Below are 17,796 nucleotides of genomic sequence, written 5' to 3'. Positions count from 1 at the left end.
TTTCGGAACATGTTCAGCAGGCGCGACTACAGACGCTGATGCCCGGCAACGCGCAGGCCTGCAGCTGATCCATGTGAACGGCTACTGAGGTCCGGCAATGTTTGGATCTGTCACGCCGCTGAGCACCAGGCTTTGCGGCAGCGAATATCGCGAAAAGGGGCGGTCGAGGAACTGCGCCGGTGGCGCGTGGTGCAGGTTCAGGAACTGCTCCGGCTGGGTGTCAGGGCAGACAACGATTGGCATGTGGTCACCCAGGCTGATGGCTCGCCTCTGCGGCCGCGAAGCCTGACCCATGCGGTCTCCGAGTTCCTGAAGGAGTGGCGCATCACCCTGCATGGGCTGCGCCATAGCCACGCCAGTCACATGCTTGCATCGAAGATCCATCCCAAGGTCGTCCAGGAACGGCTGGGCCACTCCTCGATCGCGATCACGATGGACATTTATAGCCATCTGATGCCGAACATGCAGGAAGAGGCCACCTCGGTTGACGGAGCCTTGCGCGCCGCAATAAACAAGCGCGCCGATGACGTTGGGTAGCAAAGCGGTAGCAGATGACTCGCTTTGTTCTCGAATTGATGATTAAAAGCCCAAATCGTTCAGAGGCTTGGAAGGGTGGCCGAGTGGTTTAAGGCACCGGTCTTGAAAACCGGCGTGCCCGCAAGGGTACCGTGGGTTCGAATCCCACCCCTTCCGCCATCACCGTTGTGTGTCCAGCCCGGAGACCTGGGTAACAGATCGTACCTAAGACATGGGTGACAACCTCGTGCCGAACGGGTTGTCGAGAGGTTGCAGGGTTTTCTGTTCCAGGTCGAAGTATCCCAAATCATAGTGCATGAAGGTCGCGAGCCAAATGCCCTCGTCGACCTCCTTGATGCCGAGTTTCTGGCCCGCCAGCACAGTTGAGATATTGATCCTCTTGCGGTGCAGGCAGAGCCGTCCGCAGGCGGTGACGAGCACGTCACGGTCGTGGAACGGACAGGTGAGATCCGGCAGCCCGTCGTAGCAATGTGGAGAAGCGACGTAGAGTTCGGCCGGGCACTTCATGCCGAGCGCCTCATGAGGCCGTTCGGTATTGAACTCACGAAGGAACGCATCGAAGCGGTCCTGCTGCTGCAGGCTGTTGAACCCGGGTGGACGGGTGGCCTCCTTCTTGAGCGTGAGGTGCATGCGCTCATGACGGCCATTCTGCTGTGGGTGGCCTGGCTTGATGCGCTCGATCGCAATCCCAAGTCGAAGCCACCACACCGAGAGCCTTGAGAGGTTGAACAAGGCATTGGGGCTGGCGAAGGGTACGCCGTTGTCGGATCGGATAGCCTGTGGCAGGCCGCGCTCGCGGAACAACCGCTCGAAGGCGCTAATTGCCGGCTCTTCGCGGGTTGAATCGAGCGCTTCGCACAGTAGCAGGAAGCGCGAGGCATGGTCAGTGACGGTGAGCGGGTAACAGTAGCGGCCATTGCCGAGTTTGAACTCACCCTTGAAGTCGGCGCACCATAGCTCATTAGGTCCGACGCCTGCGGAGAGCGGCGTGCCGCGCGCGCGGTGGCGCGGCCCGCCTGAGCGCTTGACCAGGTCATGGCGATCGAGCACCGCATGGATGGTGCTTTTGGCCGGAATACGGATATCGCCATCGAGCCGCCGGACCAGAAGCTCACGGATCTTGCGCGCACCCCAGTGCGGCTTCTCGGCCTTGAGACGGACAATCAGGCTCTCGATTTGCCCCGGCAGTTGATTGGCATAGCGCACCGGCCGCCGCGACCGATCGCTCAGGGCGACCAACCCTTCCTCCTTGTAGCGATCGAAAATCTTGTAGCCGGTCTTGCGGGAGACTCCGAACTCCCGGCAGACATCCGTCATGGCCTCGCCCTCCAGGAGGCGGGCAACAAAGCGAAGGCGTTCTTCCATCACCGAACTTGCTTTCCACGGCATCCACACCTCCCGCAGAACAAAAGCGGAAAGTGTAACCCATGTGTCCGGTACGTTTTGTCACCTATGTCTCGGGCCGCTCATTGAAATCATTAAAAAATTTTCAATCCTCGTGAAAAGGCCGCTCGCGCGCGGTCCCTCTTCGGTGTCAGTGTCAGCTCACCGCGCCTGCACCCGGGCGCTCGATCGGGATTGTGATTGCAGCCGCCCCATCGCAGGGCAATACTGTGTGCGCTCATTTTTAGACGTTCTTTTTCGACGTTCATTTTTTTGGAGCGAGAGATGATCGCTCGATTGTTGGCATTTGCCGAATTACTGCTATGGGCTGCCGCGGCCGCTATCTGGTTGATGCTTCTCCCCCGTTTCGTCCGTGAAGGTATGCAATCACTTTCGCGGGCGATTGATTGGCTGAAGACGAACCGACAGGCCCGCCGAAATCGGCTGACACGTTACCTTAGAACGGGCCCGCCTAGCGGCTGGCCTCGTCGGTGGTGGTGATGGTGTCGTGCGGCTAGAACGCCCGCAGCGGGTAATACTTGCGCGCCTTTTCCAGAAGCTAGCGACGAACCTCTCATCCGGCTTTAGCGCACCGTCGATCACGTGCTTCGGCGAATAGCCTCAACGTCGATGGCGGATCGAATTCCCTTACCAGTTAGGGTGTGTACTCATAAACTCGTCACGTCCACTCTACCTCAACAAATAGACACGCCGATCGTCAAACGGACCTTCAGCGAAGGGCCGTGAGCAGACGGACCAATCGCGATCGATCGGGCCTCTAAGGTGCCGGCGCTTGCAGCGCATCAAACGGTGGGCAAATCAGCGGGTCACAAATGGCACGCGCGCTTCAGGCGGTTCGCCGATCGTGGTAGCTTTGCTCTGGTCGACATTTGGCTATCGAACTAGGAATAGAGGGGAATGACTATGCAGTCCGGTTCTCACTCGCTCATATCTCGGCTCGACGAGGTCGCCACGAACAGTGCCAACGTTCTTATTCTGATCGGCCGGATCCTGCTTGCATGGGTCTTCGTGGGAAGCGCTTACGGAGCTATTACCAACTTGAGTGGCTCCGTGGGTTACTTCAGGTCACTGAACGTTCCAGCACCTGAGCTATTCACCGTAGCGGCTGTCGCACTGGAAATAATAATGTCGGCTGGTTTGATATTGGGCATTGGTACGCGCTACTGCGCAGTTCTGGTTTTTCTGTTTGTCTTGATAGCTACTGCGATTGCGCATCGGTACTGGGAATATCCCGCCGGTCCGCAGCAGGCCGGTCAGTATAATAATTTCTTGAAGAATATCTCGATCATGGGAGGCGCGTTGTTGATCTTCGTCACCGGAGGAGGCTGGTTCTCCGTTGATCGGAAGCTGGCAAGATAGCAGCTTTCCGTCGATCCAGAAAAAGGGAGCCCGCGCGTCAGTGGCCTTCGTCCCGTCCGCTAATTCCTAAGTACCGTTGTGCTGGTGGCGCGCTCTCCGAGATCATCCGCCATGTCTCCCTACCTGACGGACGAGACACCCCCCTCGGCCCCGGCTCGAAATTGCCGGGGGCCCTTTTTTGCAACGGCGGTCGGAATTAGTAGCAGCGGCGCTCCCTGCGCGTAACCCTACGGCCATCATCACGTTCCACCGTGACGGTCTCGGTGCGGCAGCGCCGTCGTGGGCCGACGGTGATGCCCCCCGGGCCGACACCAACTGTGGTGTCGCGATCGTAGCGGTCACGGTCCCGGTAGTAGCGGTCCTCGCGATCCCGTCCGACCTGGACATCAACACCTTGGGCCATCTTGAGGTTTTGGGCCTTGGCTGGAATGGCAAGCGGCGCAGTTGTCAGCGCCGTTGCGGTCGCCGCCAAGACAAGAGCGATTTTCAACATGTGGAACTCCGTCCTTGAGGTTGAACCGGTGTAACGAGAGCGAGCACTGACCGTTCCATGTCACAAAGGCCGGTGGCTCGCATTTGGCGTGAGAACCGCTGTGGCCTTACCCGATCGGCTTACGGCGTCTTGCCGGCATCGTTCATAGGCCGCTGGCTGCGCCAGTGGGCTCGCTCTTAAGCAAGTGCGTGTCCAGCTCTGCTCGGAAGGTTTGAGATCAGCCGGACGTGTCCGGCTATCGACGTTGAACGCAATTCTGAGCCGACGCAGTTTGCGGTCAAGCTCCTCGCGCTCTGGCCATGTGGCCCCGTTCACGAGTTGAGCTTCCAAACGGCGCCCACTGAGGAACGGCGCACGCCGGCCGAAAAGTGCCGGCGCGCGCGGCACGCGATGGCCGACGTTATTCGGCCCTGTCGTAGCTGAACTGAATGCCGGCGGTACCGCCCGTTTCGATGAACAGATTCATGAAGGCCGGAACCGTTTCGCTGCGCTTCCAGTCGCGCTGCAGTTCGCAGAACAACTGGACGGTGGAAATCAGCTTGCCTCCGGCCTGCTCGATCCGGCGCAGCGCCGCTTCGTGCGCAGCGAGCGACGTGCCGCCGACTGCGTCGACCGGAACATAGACCTCATAGCCCTCGGCGAGCGCATCGATCGCCGGGAAGGTGAGACACGCCTCCGTCCACAGCGCCGTCATGACAAGCTTCCTGCGTCCGCTCGCCTCGACGGCCTTGCGGAAGCCCACGTCCTCCCAGCTATTGATGGTGGTGCGGTCATAGGTGGGATAAGCGGCGAGAACCTTGCGGATGTGCGGCACCGGCGGCTTGTTGAGTCCCGTCTCGACGTTCACGGTCGAATGAATAATGGGCAGGCCGTAGGTAACCGCAGCCTTCGCGCAGCCGACGATGTTGTTCAGCAGTAGCTGCCGGTCCATCGAGGCGATCGAGTTCACCTGCACCGGCTGATAGTCGATGATGATGAAGGCTGCGTTTTGCGGGGTCAGAAGCCGGTCGGCCTTTGGGTCACGGATCGGTTCACTGGGCATGACTTTCTCCTTGGGTTTCAGTTGGTGTGGCCCACGCCGGTTTCACACGGATCATCTCCCGCGGCTGGGGCGGCGCGGGCCGGCGCCCCAACCACGAAGCTCTCGGCGCCTTCAGGCGCCCTCATCCCGTCTTCGCGAGGCCGCCGCTGTTGAGGTCGTCAATCGCCTGGCGGATCTCCGCCTCGCTGTTCATCACAAACGGACCGTAGCCGACGATCGGTTCGTTGATCGGCTCGCCGGTCAGCATCAGCAGCGTGGCGTCCCCATCGGCGTGCAGCGCGACGCTGTCGCCCTCGCGGCCCAGAAGCAGCATCTCCGCCTCGCCTAACGCGTGCTGGCCTTCGACGGTGACATGCCCGCCCAATCCGACGATCATCGCGGTATGGCCTTCCGGCAGGTCGAGGGTCAGGTCAGCGTCACGATTGAGCCGCACGTCCCAGACGTTGATTGGCGTGAAGGTCCGTGCAGGTCCGCGGCGCCCCAGGAGTTCGCCCGCGATGATCCGCGCCGTGCCGGCGTCGCTGGGCAGATTCACGACCGGAATATCGGCCGAGACGATGGCCTGATAACCGCCGGGTGCCGACTTGTCCTTGGCGGGCAAGTTCACCCATAGCTGCACCATGCGGAATTGGCCGCCGGTCTTCGCGAAGGCTGGCGAATGATATTCCTCGTGCAGGATGCCGCCGCCGGCCGTCATCCACTGCACATCGCCGGGGCCGATAACGCCGCCGTTGCCGGCGGAATCGCGGTGCTCGACCTCGCCGTCATAGACGATCGTGACCGTCTCGAACCCGCGATGCGGGTGTTGGCCGACTCCGCGCCGCTCCGTTGTGGGCGCGAAATGATGCGGCCCAGCATAGTCGAGCAACAGGAACGGGCTGATGTGCTGGCCTAGTGTATTGTAGGAGAAGAGCGAGCGGACCGGGAATCCGTCGCCGACCCAGTGGCCACGGTTGTTGCCGTAGCGGCCCAGAATTGCCTTGCTCATGGTCTGTCTCCGAACGGCCCACGCGGTGGTGGGCTCCTTGTCGACGCGACAATAATTTCGAACGACGGACCTTGAAGTCCGCAATATTTAGACGCATCGTCCCATCAATAGGACGATGCGAGACCTCAACGATCTCTTCTATTTCGTACAGATCGTCGATCACGGCGGGTTCGCCGCGGCCGGGCGTGCGCTCGGTATCCCCAAATCGAAGCTAAGCCGACGGATGCAATTGCTGGAGGAGCGGCTTGGCGTCCGGCTGGTCAACCGGTCGTCGCGGCGTTTCTCGATGACGGAAGTGGGACGCGAATATTACGAGCGTTGCGTCGCGATGCTGGTTGAGGCGGAGGCTGCCGAGCACGTGATTGCCGAACTGCGTGCAGAGCCACGCGGGATCGTCCGCATCAGTTGCCCGATCGCATTGCTCGGCTTCCAGTTCGGCGCATTGTTCGCCCGCTTCATGATGGAGAACCCCGCGGTTGAGCTGCACCTGGAAGCAACCAACCGTCGTGTCGACGTCATGGCGGAAGGGTTCGACATCGCGATCCGCGTACGCTTTCCGCCACTGCAACCTACAGACCTCGTGATGCGAAAGCTGGACACCAGCACGCAATGCCTCGTGGCGAGCCCAGCGCTGATCCCGCACACGCTGCGGTCACCCGCCGATCTCGCCGGCATGCCCAGTGTGGATCTCGGGCCGCCGCGACGCGATCATCAATGGCAGCTCGAGGGTCCCGATCGGCAGACAGCAGCCCTGCCGCACCGCCCGAGGCTGGTGACCGACGACATGGCGGCGCTTCGACAAGCGGCGCTGACAGGTGTAGGCGTCGCCCAGCTTCCCACCATGATGGTGTGGCAGGACATCGAGCAGGGCCGGCTGGTTCACGCCTTGCCGGATTGGCGTCCGCGCGCAGGCATCGTGCATGCGGTCTTTCCGTCGCGGCGTGGTTTGCTGCCATCGGTCCGCACATTGCTCGACTATCTGGCGAAAGAATGCGTGCGCCAGCGCAGCGCGGCCGCTTCGTCGCTGTCCGTCCACGAGAAGCGAACCTGACACAGCAAGACCGCAGCGCCGCGAGCGTTCGGCCGTCCCGCAACGGAACATTAACCCTCACTGCCGCAGCATTCGGTCGTGGAGGTTCGACCGATGCAGACATTCCGGATTTCGCTGAGCGATGGCACGCGGAAATTCCATACGGTGATTCAGGCGCCGGATCCCGCTTCCGCGCGCATCAGGGCGGCCTACTTCTTCGACATATCGAAGTGGCGGATTTTGAGTGTATCGCTGACCAGTGCGAGCGCCGCGGCGGCGTAATTGCTGGCGCCCTTGCGCCATTTGGTCCGGCTCGGCCGCGGCGAGTTTTGCGATCTGCAGGTCGGTCGCGGCAAGCGCATCACCGTCTCCCAGAAACCACGCAGCCGATTGCCCCGCGGCCAGCCATGGCGGGTTCCTGTGGCGGCATATCCCGATCCAAGATTCCCGCGGCTCGGACCATGATGGCTGATGACAGCACCCACCCGTTTTGCGTTAAAATGTCGCGCGCCGGTGCACGGAGGTGTGGCGATGCCGCGAAAGGGAATTACCGGACACGACGATTGGGTGGTTACCGAGGCCCTGGCCACGGCGCTTATCGCGCTTGAGCAGCTTCCGTCGAAACATCAGCCGCGCGCACACATGGAGGATGTTCGGAAGCTCCTGACCGCCAAGTGCGAACCTGGCGCGGTCACCCTGCATCTTGCGCAGGCCAAGTGCAGGCTGTTTCCCGACACCGATCCCCTGACGATCTATGAGGAGTTCGGCCTCAAGGACGGTCAAGGCTAGGCGCGCCGCCGCGCTCGCCGGCTAGTCGTGCGTGATCCGCCAGATTGTGCCGTTGCCGTCTTCCGAGACAAGCAGCGCGCCGTCGCGCGCCACGGTGACGCCGACCGGACGGCCCCAGACCTCCTTATCGCCGACGACAAAGCCGGTGACGAAATCCTCGTACTCGCCGGTCGGCACGCCGTCCTTCAGCCTGATGCGCACGACCTTGTAGCCGGTCCGCTTCGCCCGATTCCATGAGCCGTGTTCGGCTGCGAAGGCGTCACCGCGGTACTCAGGCGGGAAGTCGCTGCCGCTGTAGAACGTCATGCCGAGCGAGGCTGAGTGTGCCTGAAGCAGGACGTCGGGGATCGTCACCTTGTCCTTAAGGTCCGGACGTTGCCCGACATGTGCCGGATCTTCGTTGGCGCCGAGATAGAACCACGGCCATCCATAGAACGCGCCTTCGCGGATCCGCGTCACATAGTCGGGCACAAGGTTATCGCCGCGGCCGTCGCGCTCGTTGGTCGAACACCATGGCGTGCCTGTTCCGGGCTGGATCGCGAGGCCTACACAGTTGCGGAGACCGGCGGCGAACAGCTTCCTGTCCTTGCCGTCAGGATCGAAGGCGAGCACGGCGGCGCGATCGGTCTCTGAACCCCAGGCTGCACCGAGCGCGCGGTCGCGGCTCCAGGCTTCGATGCCTCCAGGCGGCTGACCGAGCCCCTCGCCCGCGTTACCGGCGGAGCCGACCGACACCAGCATCCGCTTGTCGTCGGGCGTAAACACGATGTCGCGCGTGGAGTGGCCGTAGCCGTGCGGAAGGCTGGCGACGATCGTCTCGGGCTCGTCTGAAGCCTTGAGGTCGCCATTCCGGTAAGCGAAGCGCACGACGCTGTCGGTGTTGGCGACATAGAGCCATTGCGGGGTGTCGCCGTTCGGGAAGAACGCGATGCCGAACGGCCTGTTCAGACCGCTCGCGTAAACTTCGTTGGTTGCAGGTTTCGCGGCGCCTGCATCGCTGCGCAGGATGCGGATACGGCCGGCTCTGGTCTCGACGACGAAGATATCGCCATTGGGCGCGGTCCGGATGATCCTCGGCCCACTCAAGCCGCTGGCGAACAGCTCGATCTTGAAGCCCGCCGGGACGCGGGGCACCGCGGATGCGGGGCGCTGCACGATGCGCGACACGTTGCTGGCCGACGCCGTCGCGCCCGGCTTGGGCAGATCCTGCGGCCTGATCAATCGGACGGTGCCTGGCTTGTCGCTCCGCCAGTCGCCAAACGCCTCGGCGCCCCTCAGCACAGTCGGCTCGGTCCACGCCACCATTGTCGTTGCAATCAGGCAGGTGGCGGAAAGGCCTGCAACGAGCGCATGCTGTTTGTTCAACATCGATTGTTCCTGCCGCACGATCATTGAATCGGACGCGATCGCACGCGCTGATATCTAGCTGAACAGCCGCGCCACCTCATCTCACAATCTCTTGGATGTTGGTTTAACCGACCTGAGACTGTATGGCCGATTTGTGCTCCTGCGCCGGCACTTCGCGAAAAGTCTGAGACTCGGACGAGAAGACCGATCGTAGCGGAACGGTCAGGCGACAGATCAGGCCCTCTGCCCGCCAGTCAAAATCAGCCCGTCCGCCAAGCTGGGTCTCGATACTGGCGATGACGCTGCGGGTCCCGAACCCCTTCTGCTTTGGCTTCGTCACTTTGGGCCCGCCGGATTCCACCCACGCCAGGATCAGCGTGTCATCCTGCACTTCCCAGGTGATCGCGAGCCGGCCCGACAGCACCGACAGGCTGCCATATTTGGCCGAGTTGGTAACGAGTTCATGGAGCGCCAATGCCAGTGTCTGCGCGGTCGCAGGCTGCAACTGCACCTCGCTTCCTTCGATCTGGATCTGCCCGGCTTCGGAATAGGGCGCGATCTCCTCGGTCACCAGCCGCCGGATTTCAGCCCCCTGCCAGCTCGACAGCGACAGCACCGTATGGACCCGGGCGAGCGCGGTGATGCGCCCCTCGACCGCGCGCACATAGGCGCTCACATTCTGTGCGCGCGTCAGCCGTACGATCGATTGCGCCAGCGCGAGCGCGTTCTTGGCGCGGTGATCGACCTCACGGGTCAGGAGACTCTGGCGTTCCTCGGCTCGCTTGCGGTCGGTGATGTCGACGGTGACACCGCTGACCCGCACCACCCTGCCGTACCTGTCGCTGGTGGCTGCCGCAGTGCCGACGCACCAGCGCACTTCGCCGTCAGGCCGCAGGATCCGGAATTCGGCTTCATATGACGTCTGGCCCTTGCCGAAGCTGGCCCAGGCTTGCCGAAGTTCTTCGACGTCCTCGGGGTGAAAAAGTCCCTGGATATTCTCGGAGGTGAGCTCGAAGGATTTCGGATCGACGCCGAAGATCTTGTACTGTCCCTCGTCCCACATCCAGTCGCCGTTCACCCAATCCCAATCCCATGATCCCATCTTGCCCGCAGCGATTGCCATGCTGCGGCGCTGCTCGCTTTCGACCAGCCGCGCCGTCGACTGCTCCAGCTCCGCGGTACGTGCGCGCACGCGATCCTCGAGCTCGGCATTGAGGCGCTCGAGCTGCCGCGTCTTGCGGTAGAGCTCGGCGAACACGCGGATCTTTGCCCGCAGCACCTCGGGCACGACAGGCACCGGCACGTAGTCGACGGCGCCCATCTCGTAGCCGCGAAGCCGGTCGATATCGCTGACCTGGATCGCCGAGATGAAGATCATCGCGGTCTTCTGGAAGCGCGGATGCTCGCGGATCATCGCCGCGAGCTCGAAGCCGTCGAGCTCGGGCATGCAGACGTCGACCAGGATGACCGCGACCTCGTTCTTGAGCAGGAATTCAAGCGCCTCGCGGCCGGACGACACCGCGACGAGATTCTCGCCAAGCTCCCTCAGGATGACCTCGTAGGCCAGCAGCTTCGCCGGCTGATCATCGACCAGAAGAATGTTTATCTTTTCATGGTCCATCATTTCGAGCGCCGATCAGCGGTGCAACCACATGCGGATCGCGAGCAGCAGTTGTTCGGTGTTGACGGGCTTTGCCAGATAGTCGGACGCGCCTGCCTCCAGGCATTTCTCGCGGTCCCCCTTCATCGCCTTCGCCGTCAGCGCAATGATCGGCAGCCGCGCGAAGGCAGGGTCTTGTCTGATCGCACCGATGGTCTGGTAACCGTCCATCTGCGGCATCATGATGTCCATGAGCACGATCGCGATCTTCGGATTCGACTCAACCAGCGAGATCGCCTCGTGACCTGTTGTCGCAGTCAGCACCTTCATACCGCGCCGCTCGAGCACGCTCGAAAGCGCGAAGATGTTGCGGGCGTCGTCGTCGACCAGCAGCGCCGTCTTGCCAATAAGATCCTCATCGGAGCTATTGAGCTTTTCGAGCATCTTCTGTTTGGCGGCCGGCAATTCCGTGATCACACGGTGCAGGAACAGTGACGTTTCATCGAGCAGCCGTTCGGGCGATTCCACGCCCTTGACGACGATGCTTCGCGCCATCGTGTGAAGTTCCGCGTCCTCTTCGGCCGAGAGTTCCCGTCCCGTGAACACGACGATCGGAACGTTCGAGAGCCTGTCGTCCTTGCGGATCTGGTCGAGCACATCGAAGCCGCTCATATCGGGCAATCGCAGGTCGAGCACGACGCAGTCGCACGGATTTTCCCGCAGCGTCGACAACGCCCCTGCCCCGGTATCGCAGGTCACGATTTCGATATCTTCGTGCCCGAGCAACTCCGTGATGCTGAGCTGTTCGGCGGCATCGTCTTCGACGATCAGCAGGCGCTTGCGGCGCGGCTTGGCGTATTCCTTGATTTGCGAGAGTGCGGCGCTGACGCCTTCGGTCGTGGTCGGCTTGTTGACGAAGGAGAAAGCGCCACGGGCCAGCGCATGCTGCCGGTCCTCGTCGAGGGTGATGATCTGCACCGGAATGTGCCGGGTCAGCGGATTGTGCTTGAGCTGGGTCAGCACGGTCCAGCCGAGCATGTCCGGCAAGAACACATCGAGCGAGACCGCAGCCGGCTGGTATTGCTTGGCGAGCTCAAGCGCTTCGGCGCCGCGGCTTGCGACCAGGACCTTGAAGCCCTTGTCGCGTGCCAGGTCGATCAGCACGCGCGCGTAGTGCGGGTCGTCCTCGACGATCAGAAGGATCGTGTCCCCGGGTTCGAGATTGAGCCGATCGTCCGGCAACGGCTCGATCGTACGCTCCTGCGCGGACGAGACCTGCAGCGCCGGCGTCAGCGCGGGCGGCATCAGCGCGGCCTGCGCCCGCGGTCGAAGCGCCGTGCTTGGCCCCGAATATTTCAGCGGCAGATAGAGCGTGAAAGTCGAGCCCTTGCCGGGCGCGCTGCGCAGATGGATCTCGCCGCCGAGCAGGCTTGCGAGCTCGCGACTGATGGCAAGGCCTAGACCGGTGCCGCCGTATTTGCGGCTGGTGCCGGCATCGGCCTGCTGGAACGCCTCGAAGATCAGCTTCTGCTTGTCCTGAGGAATGCCGATGCCGGTATCCGACACTTCGAATGCGACCACGGCGGGCGCCGTGTTGAGGATTGGATGTTCGACGCTCCAGCCGCCGACGGCGGCCGACACGGTCAGGCTCACGCCGCCTTCCGCAGTGAACTTGAATGCGTTCGAGAGCAGGTTCTTGAGCACTTGCTGCAGCCGCTTGGAGTCGGTGACCATGCTGCGCGCGAGGTTGGCGTCCACGTCGATGCTGAAGGAGAGATGCCGGTTCTCCGCCTCGTGCCGGAACGGCCGGCCGACGGTCTCGAGCAGGCTCGACGTCAGAATCTCCTCGGCCTCGACTGTCACCGTGCCCGACTCGATCTTGGAGAGGTCGAGGATGTCGCTGATCAGGTTCAAGAGATCGGTGCCGGCGCCATGAATGGTGCGCGCGAATTCCACCTGCTTGCCGGTCAGATTGCCGTCGGGGTTTTCGGTGAGCTGCTGGCCAAGGATCAGGATCGAGTTCAGCGGCGTCCGCAACTCGTGCGACATGTTGGCAAGGAATTCGGACTTGTACTTAGAGGTCAGCGACAGTTCGGTCGCCTTCTCCTCCAGCGCGCGGCGCGCCTGCTCGATTTCCTGGTTCTTGCGCTCGACGTCGACGTTGCGCTCGGCGAGCTGCTGGGCCTTCTGCTCGAGCTGATCGTTGGTCTGCTGCAGTTCCTTTTGCTGGGTCTGGAGCTCGGCCGCGAGCTGCTGCGATTGCTTGAGCAGCGCCTCGGTCTGCATCGTCGCCTCGATGCTGTTGAGCACGATGCCGATGCTGTCGGTCAACTGCTCGAGGAAGGTGATCTGCGACGTGGTGAAGGACGAGATCGAGGACAGCTCGATCACGGCTTTGACCTGGTTCTCGAACAGCACCGGGAATACGACCAGGTTCCTCGGCATGATCCGCATCAGGGCGGAATTGACCGGCACCGCGTCGCCGGGAATGTCTGACACGAGGCGCTGGCGCTTGTCGAGCGCGCATTGGCCGATCAGTCCCTCGCCGAACTGGATGATCTGCGGATGCGGATTGGTGCTGTCGCTGGCGTAGGCCGACAAGAGCCGTAGCTGCGGGTTCTCGGGATTGTCGACCTGGTAGATCACGCCGATATGCGCGTTGATCAGCGGCGCCAGCTCGGTCAGCAGCAGGCGGCCGACGGTCGCGAGGTCGCGCTGGCCCTGCAGCATATTGGTGAAGCGCGCCAGGTTGGTCTTCAACCAGTCCTGCTCGGTGTTGCGCTCCGTCGTCAGACGGAGGTTGCCGATCATCGTGTTGATGTTGTCCTTCAGCTCGGCCACCTCGCCGCGGACGTCGACCTGGATCGAGCGCGTCAGGTCGCCCTTGGTCACCGCAGTCGCCACTTCCGCGATTGCACGCACCTGGGAGGTCAGATTGGCCGCGAGCAGGTTGACGTTGCCGGTCAGGTCCTTCCAGGTGCCGGCCGCGCCGGGCACGTTGGCCTGACCGCCCAGCCGTCCCTCGACGCCCACTTCGCGCGCCACGCTGGTGACCTGTTCGGCGAACGTCGCGAGCGTCTCCGTCATGTTGTTGATGGTGTCGGCGAGCGCCGCCACCTCACCCTTCGACTTCACCGTCAGGTTCTGCTTCAGGTCGCCGTCGGCGACCGCGGTCACCACCTTGACGATGCCGCGCACCTGCTCGGTCAGGTTCGCCGCCATGACGTTGACGGTGTCGGTCAGGTCCTTCCAGGTGCCGGCCACACCGCGCACCTCGGCCTGGCCACCGAGCTTGCCTTCGGTGCCGACCTCGCGCGCCACGCGCGTCACCTCGCCGGCGAAGGCGTTGAGCTGGTCCACCATCGTGTTGATGGTGTTCTTCAGCTCGAGGATTTCGCCCTTCACGTCGACGGTGATCTTGCGCGACAGGTCACCGCGCGCAACCGCCGTGGTCACTTCCGCGATGTTGCGGACCTGCGTGGTCAGGTTTGCCGCCAACAGGTTGACGTTGTCGGTCAGGTCCTTCCAGGTGCCGCCGACGCCAGGCACCACGGCCTGACCGCCCAGCCGCCCCTCGGTGCCGACCTCGCGCGCGACGCGCGTCACTTCGGCCGCGAACGAGCGCAGCTGCTCGACCATCGTGTTCAGGGTGTCCTTGAGCAGCAGGATCTCGCCGCGCACGTCCACGGTGATCTTCTTCGACAGGTCGCCGCCGGCGATCGCGGTCGCGACCTCGGCGATGTTGCGGACCTGCGCGGTCAGGTTCGACGCCATGAAGTTGACGTTGTCGGTGAGGTCTTTCCAGGTGCCGGCGACACCGGACACCTCGGCTTGGCCGCCGAGCTTGCCCTCGGTGCCGACCTCGCGCGCCACGCGCGTCACCTCGCCGGCGAAGGCGTTGAGCTGGTCCACCATCGTGTTGATGGTATTCTTCAGCTCGAGAATTTCTCCCTTCACGTCGACCGTGATCTTGCGCGACAGGTCACCGCGCGCAACCGCCGTGGTCACTTCCGCGATGTTGCGGACCTGCGCCGTGAGGTTGCCGGCCATCGAGTTGACGCTGTCGGTCAGATCCTTCCAGGTGCCGGCGACGCCGGGCACGTTGGCCTGGCCGCCCAGGCTGCCTTCGGTGCCGACCTCGCGCGCCACGCGCGTCACCTCGCCGGCGAAGCGGTTGAGCTGGTCGACCATGGTGTTCAGCGTTTCCTTCAGCTGAAGGATCTCGCCGCGCACGTCGACCGTGATCTTGCGTGACAGGTCGCCGCCGGCAATCGCGGTCGCCACCTCCGCGATGTTGCGGACCTGCGCCGTCAGGTTACCCGCCATCGAGTTGACGCTGTCCGTCAGATCCTTCCAGGTGCCGGCGACGCCGGGCACCTCGGCCTGGCCGCCGAGCTTGCCGTCGGTGCCGACCTCGCGCGCCACGCGCGTCACCTCGCCGGCGAAGGCGTTGAGCTGGTCCACCATCGTGTTGAGCGTTTCCTTCAGCTGGAGGATTTCGCCCGATACGTTCACCGTGATCTTCTTCGACAGGTCGCCCTTCGCCACCGCGGTCGCGACCTCCGCGATGTTGCGGACCTGGGCGGTCAGGTTCGACGCCATCGAGTTGACGCTGTCCGTCAGATCCTTCCAGGTGCCGGCCACGCCTCGCACCTCGGCCTGGCCGCCGAGCTTGCCTTCGGTGCCGACTTCGCGCGCCACACGCGTCACCTCGCCTGCGAAGGCGTTGAGCTGGTCCACCATCGTGTTGATGGTGTCCTTCAGCTCGAGGATTTCGCCGCGTACGTCGACCGTGATCTTCTTCGACAGATCGCCGCCGGCGACCGCAGTCGTCACCGCGGCGATGTTGCGGACCTGGGCGGTCAGATTCGACGCCATCGAGTTGACGCTTTCGGTCAGGTCCTTCCAGGTGCCGGCCACGCCGAGCACGTTGGCCTGGCCGCCGAGCTTGCCTTCGGTGCCGACCTCGCGCGCCACGCGCGTCACCTCGGAGGCGAAGGCATTGAGCTGGTCCACCATCGTGTTCAGCGTTTCCTTCAGCTGAAGGATTTCGCCCGACACGTTCACCGTGATCTTCTTCGAGAGGTCGCCGCCGGCGATCGCGGTCGCGACATCGGCGATGTTGCGAACCTGCGCGGTCAGGTTCGACGCCATGAAGTTGACGTTGTCGGTGAGGTCCTTCCACGTGCCGGCGACCCCGGGCACCTGGGCCTGGCCGCCGAGCTTGCCTTCGGTGCCGACCTCGCGGGCGACGCGCGTCACTTCGGAGGCGAACGAGTTGAGCTGGTCCACCATCGTGTTGATGGTGTCCTTCAGTTCAAGAATCTCGCCGCTGACGTCGACCGTGATCTTGCGCGACAGGTCGCCGCGCGCCACCGCCGTGGTCACGTTGGCGATGTTGCGCACCTGGGCAGTCAAGTTGCCGCACATCGCGTTCACGGAGTCGGTCAAGTCCTTCCAGGTTCCGGCGACGCCGGGCACGATCGCCTGGCCGCCGAGCTTGCCGTCGGTGCCGACCTCGCGCGCCACGCGCGTCACTTCGGAAGCGAAGGAGCGGAGCTGATCGACCATCGTGTTGATGGCCTCCTTCAACTGCAGGATCTCACCGCGAACGTCGACCGTGATCTTCTTGGACAGGTCGCCATTGGCGACCGCGATCGTCACTTCGGCGATGTTACGGACCTGGCCGGTCAGGTTGTTGGCCATCGAGTTGACGCTCTCGGTCAGGTCCTTCCAGACGCCGGTCACCTCAGGGACCTGGGCCTGGCCGCCGAGCTTGCCCTCGGTGCCGACCTCACGGGCCACGCGAGTGACCTCGGAGGTAAACACCGAGAGCTGCTTGATCATCGTATTGACGATGTTCGCCGATTGCAGGAATTCCCCGCGCAGCGGCCTGCCCTCGACGTCGAGTTGCACGGTCTGCAGCAGGTCGCCCTGCGCCACCGCGGCGACCGCGCGCGTGACCTCGCGGGTTGGCCACAAGAGATCGTCAATCAGGGTGTTGACTGAGCTCTCCATGTCGGCCCAGGAGCCGCTCGCAAGCCCGAAATTGACGCGCTGGCGGGTCTGTCCCTCACGACCGACGACCTGACCGACGCGCGCCAGCTGCTGCGCCATCCGCTCGTTCGCTGCAGCGATTTCGTTGAACGCGTCGGCGATCTTGCCTTCGATACCGAGATAGTCGCCGCGCATCCGAACCGAGAAATCGCCGGCACGCATCGCCTGCAGCGACTGCAGCAGATCCTGCGAGGAGGCGATCTCGTTTGTTGATTTGGTGCGGCGACCTTCGGTACGGGGACGTGATGCGGAACCGAGATCGGTCATGGAATTTCCCCTGAGCGCTGGATGCAAATCCGAAGACTCGCGCGAGCCAGCGAAACCATAAGAATGACTGCCTGTGGTCTAATCAAGCGAGAAGACTGTGATGACCGATCTTGCTAAAGAAATTGAGCCAAGCACTGTTAATCGCAATCGAAAAATAAAGTTCCTTAGACGGGGAACTTTTCCTGCTTGCGGTAGCGGTTAGTAGCGGGCTGGCCAGGTGCGCCGGATTAATCGAACCCGCTCGATCCTGCCGCATCTGCTGCAGCGATATTGGAGGATGTCCTTGCCTCGACTGTCGGGATAGCTGGTCTCGAGCCGCATTGTCTTGCTGCAGCTGATGCAGGAGATCAGCGTCAGGAGCGGACTGCGATCGTCATTCATCGATGCCCGCGGTGGCGCGGTCGGATCGGCGATCATTGCGCTGGACAATGCAACGGCATTTCTCGTCACCACGAGAAAATGCCTATCCCGCGCGTCGGTTCCCGGCCCGAAACCCCTTTCGGGCCGGCAGGGCGATGTAGCCCTCTCGGTATAGTCGCGCGGATCAGGCCCGGACGTTGAGATGGCCGGGTCTGGGTTTACCCTTGTCGAGCTTCGTCTTCACCGCAGGGCGATCCCCGTGGCTCCGGCTCAAACGCTCGCGAACCGTCGGCAGATGATCGCCGCCGCCGGCGGCTTTCCAACGGACGATCAACTCGGCCACCTCGGCCCGCATCGCCATCAGCCGATATGACGCCTCGCTGCAGTCGAGGTCACGATTGACCTGCTCCCGGATCGCGGCTTCGACCAGAGTCATTTCGGTCCGCAACGCGCTGATCTTGCGACGAATTTCATTAATCTTGTTGTCCATGGCTTGTTGGAACAAAAATAGAACATATTGTCA

Annotated in this window: 13 protein-coding genes and 1 tRNA gene; 6 read left to right on the top strand and 8 right to left on the bottom strand. The window is 62.9% G+C overall.

Annotated elements, in window-relative coordinates; all coding sequences use genetic code 11:
• Positions 1–189 precede the first annotated feature (189 nt).
• Positions 190–537: a tyrosine-type recombinase/integrase gene (locus MTX19_RS19700; protein WP_348638383.1), complete on the top strand. Its 348-nt coding sequence runs from the start codon at positions 190–192 to the stop codon at positions 535–537.
• Positions 538–606: 69 nt separating this feature from the next.
• Positions 607–696: transfer RNA gene (locus MTX19_RS19695), tRNA-Ser, on the top strand.
• 45 nt (positions 697–741) lie between these two features.
• Here MTX19_RS19695 and MTX19_RS19690 read toward each other — a convergent pair.
• Positions 742–1,926, bottom strand: a complete 1,185-nt coding sequence (locus tag MTX19_RS19690) for an IS481 family transposase (RefSeq protein WP_280978906.1) — start codon at positions 1,924–1,926, stop codon at positions 742–744.
• A gap of 912 nt (positions 1,927–2,838) precedes the next feature.
• On the opposite strand from MTX19_RS19690, the gene MTX19_RS19685 reads away from it, so the two are divergent.
• Positions 2,839–3,300: a DoxX family protein gene (locus MTX19_RS19685; protein ID WP_280978905.1), complete on the top strand. Its 462-nt coding sequence runs from the start codon at positions 2,839–2,841 to the stop codon at positions 3,298–3,300.
• 196 nt (positions 3,301–3,496) lie between these two features.
• On the opposite strand, the gene MTX19_RS19680 is transcribed toward MTX19_RS19685, so the two are convergent.
• The 3 genes from MTX19_RS19680 to MTX19_RS19670 all read right to left on the bottom strand — a co-directional run bounded on the left by MTX19_RS19680 (position 3,497) and on the right by MTX19_RS19670 (position 5,823).
• On the bottom strand, positions 3,497–3,793 hold the full coding sequence (locus MTX19_RS19680; RefSeq protein ID WP_280971566.1) for a hypothetical protein: 297 nt from the start codon (positions 3,791–3,793) through the stop codon (positions 3,497–3,499).
• Between the two features lie 400 nt (positions 3,794–4,193).
• Entirely contained in the window at positions 4,194–4,835 is a 642-nt protein-coding gene (locus MTX19_RS19675; protein ID WP_280978904.1) for a hydrolase, read from the bottom strand.
• 121 nt (positions 4,836–4,956) lie between these two features.
• Positions 4,957–5,823 carry a pirin family protein gene (locus MTX19_RS19670; RefSeq protein ID WP_280978903.1) on the bottom strand — a complete coding sequence of 289 codons (867 nt, stop codon included), beginning with the start codon at positions 5,821–5,823 and terminating at the stop codon, positions 4,957–4,959.
• 115 nt (positions 5,824–5,938) lie between these two features.
• Between MTX19_RS19670 and MTX19_RS19665 the strand changes: the two genes are divergently transcribed.
• The 3 genes from MTX19_RS19665 (at position 5,939) to MTX19_RS19655 (ending at position 7,642) form a co-directional block, all read left to right on the top strand.
• Complete coding sequence (locus tag MTX19_RS19665) at positions 5,939–6,874, top strand: LysR substrate-binding domain-containing protein (RefSeq protein ID WP_280978902.1); 936 nt, start codon at positions 5,939–5,941, stop codon at positions 6,872–6,874.
• Positions 6,875–6,967: 93 nt separating this feature from the next.
• Positions 6,968–7,135, top strand: coding sequence for a hypothetical protein (locus tag MTX19_RS19660; RefSeq protein ID WP_280971563.1), 168 nt, complete (start codon positions 6,968–6,970; stop codon positions 7,133–7,135).
• A gap of 249 nt (positions 7,136–7,384) precedes the next feature.
• Entirely contained in the window at positions 7,385–7,642 is a 258-nt protein-coding gene (locus tag MTX19_RS19655) for a hypothetical protein (RefSeq protein ID WP_280978109.1), read from the top strand.
• Between the two features lie 21 nt (positions 7,643–7,663).
• Here the strand turns inward: MTX19_RS19655 and MTX19_RS19650 are convergent, their stop codons facing one another.
• From MTX19_RS19650 to MTX19_RS19635, 4 genes are all read right to left on the bottom strand, one after another.
• Positions 7,664–8,947, bottom strand: a complete 1,284-nt coding sequence (locus MTX19_RS19650; RefSeq protein WP_280984836.1) for a sorbosone dehydrogenase family protein — start codon at positions 8,945–8,947, stop codon at positions 7,664–7,666.
• A gap of 166 nt (positions 8,948–9,113) precedes the next feature.
• On the bottom strand, positions 9,114–10,610 hold the full coding sequence (locus MTX19_RS19645; RefSeq protein ID WP_280984835.1) for an HWE histidine kinase domain-containing protein: 1,497 nt from the start codon (positions 10,608–10,610) through the stop codon (positions 9,114–9,116).
• 15 nt (positions 10,611–10,625) lie between these two features.
• Complete coding sequence (locus MTX19_RS19640; RefSeq protein ID WP_280978900.1) at positions 10,626–16,913, bottom strand: HAMP domain-containing protein; 6,288 nt, start codon at positions 16,911–16,913, stop codon at positions 10,626–10,628.
• 544 nt (positions 16,914–17,457) lie between these two features.
• Positions 17,458–17,778 (bottom strand): hypothetical protein, encoded by a 321-nt coding sequence (locus MTX19_RS19635; protein ID WP_280978899.1) that lies wholly within the window; start codon positions 17,776–17,778, stop codon positions 17,458–17,460.
• Positions 17,779–17,796: the final 18 nt, after the last annotated feature.

The sequence above is a fragment of the Bradyrhizobium sp. ISRA464 genome, from assembly GCF_029910095.1.
GTDB lineage: Bacteria > Pseudomonadota > Alphaproteobacteria > Rhizobiales > Xanthobacteraceae > Bradyrhizobium.
The sequence above is the reverse complement of the archived record's forward strand: the minus strand, read 5'-3'. Positions and strand labels throughout refer to the sequence as shown.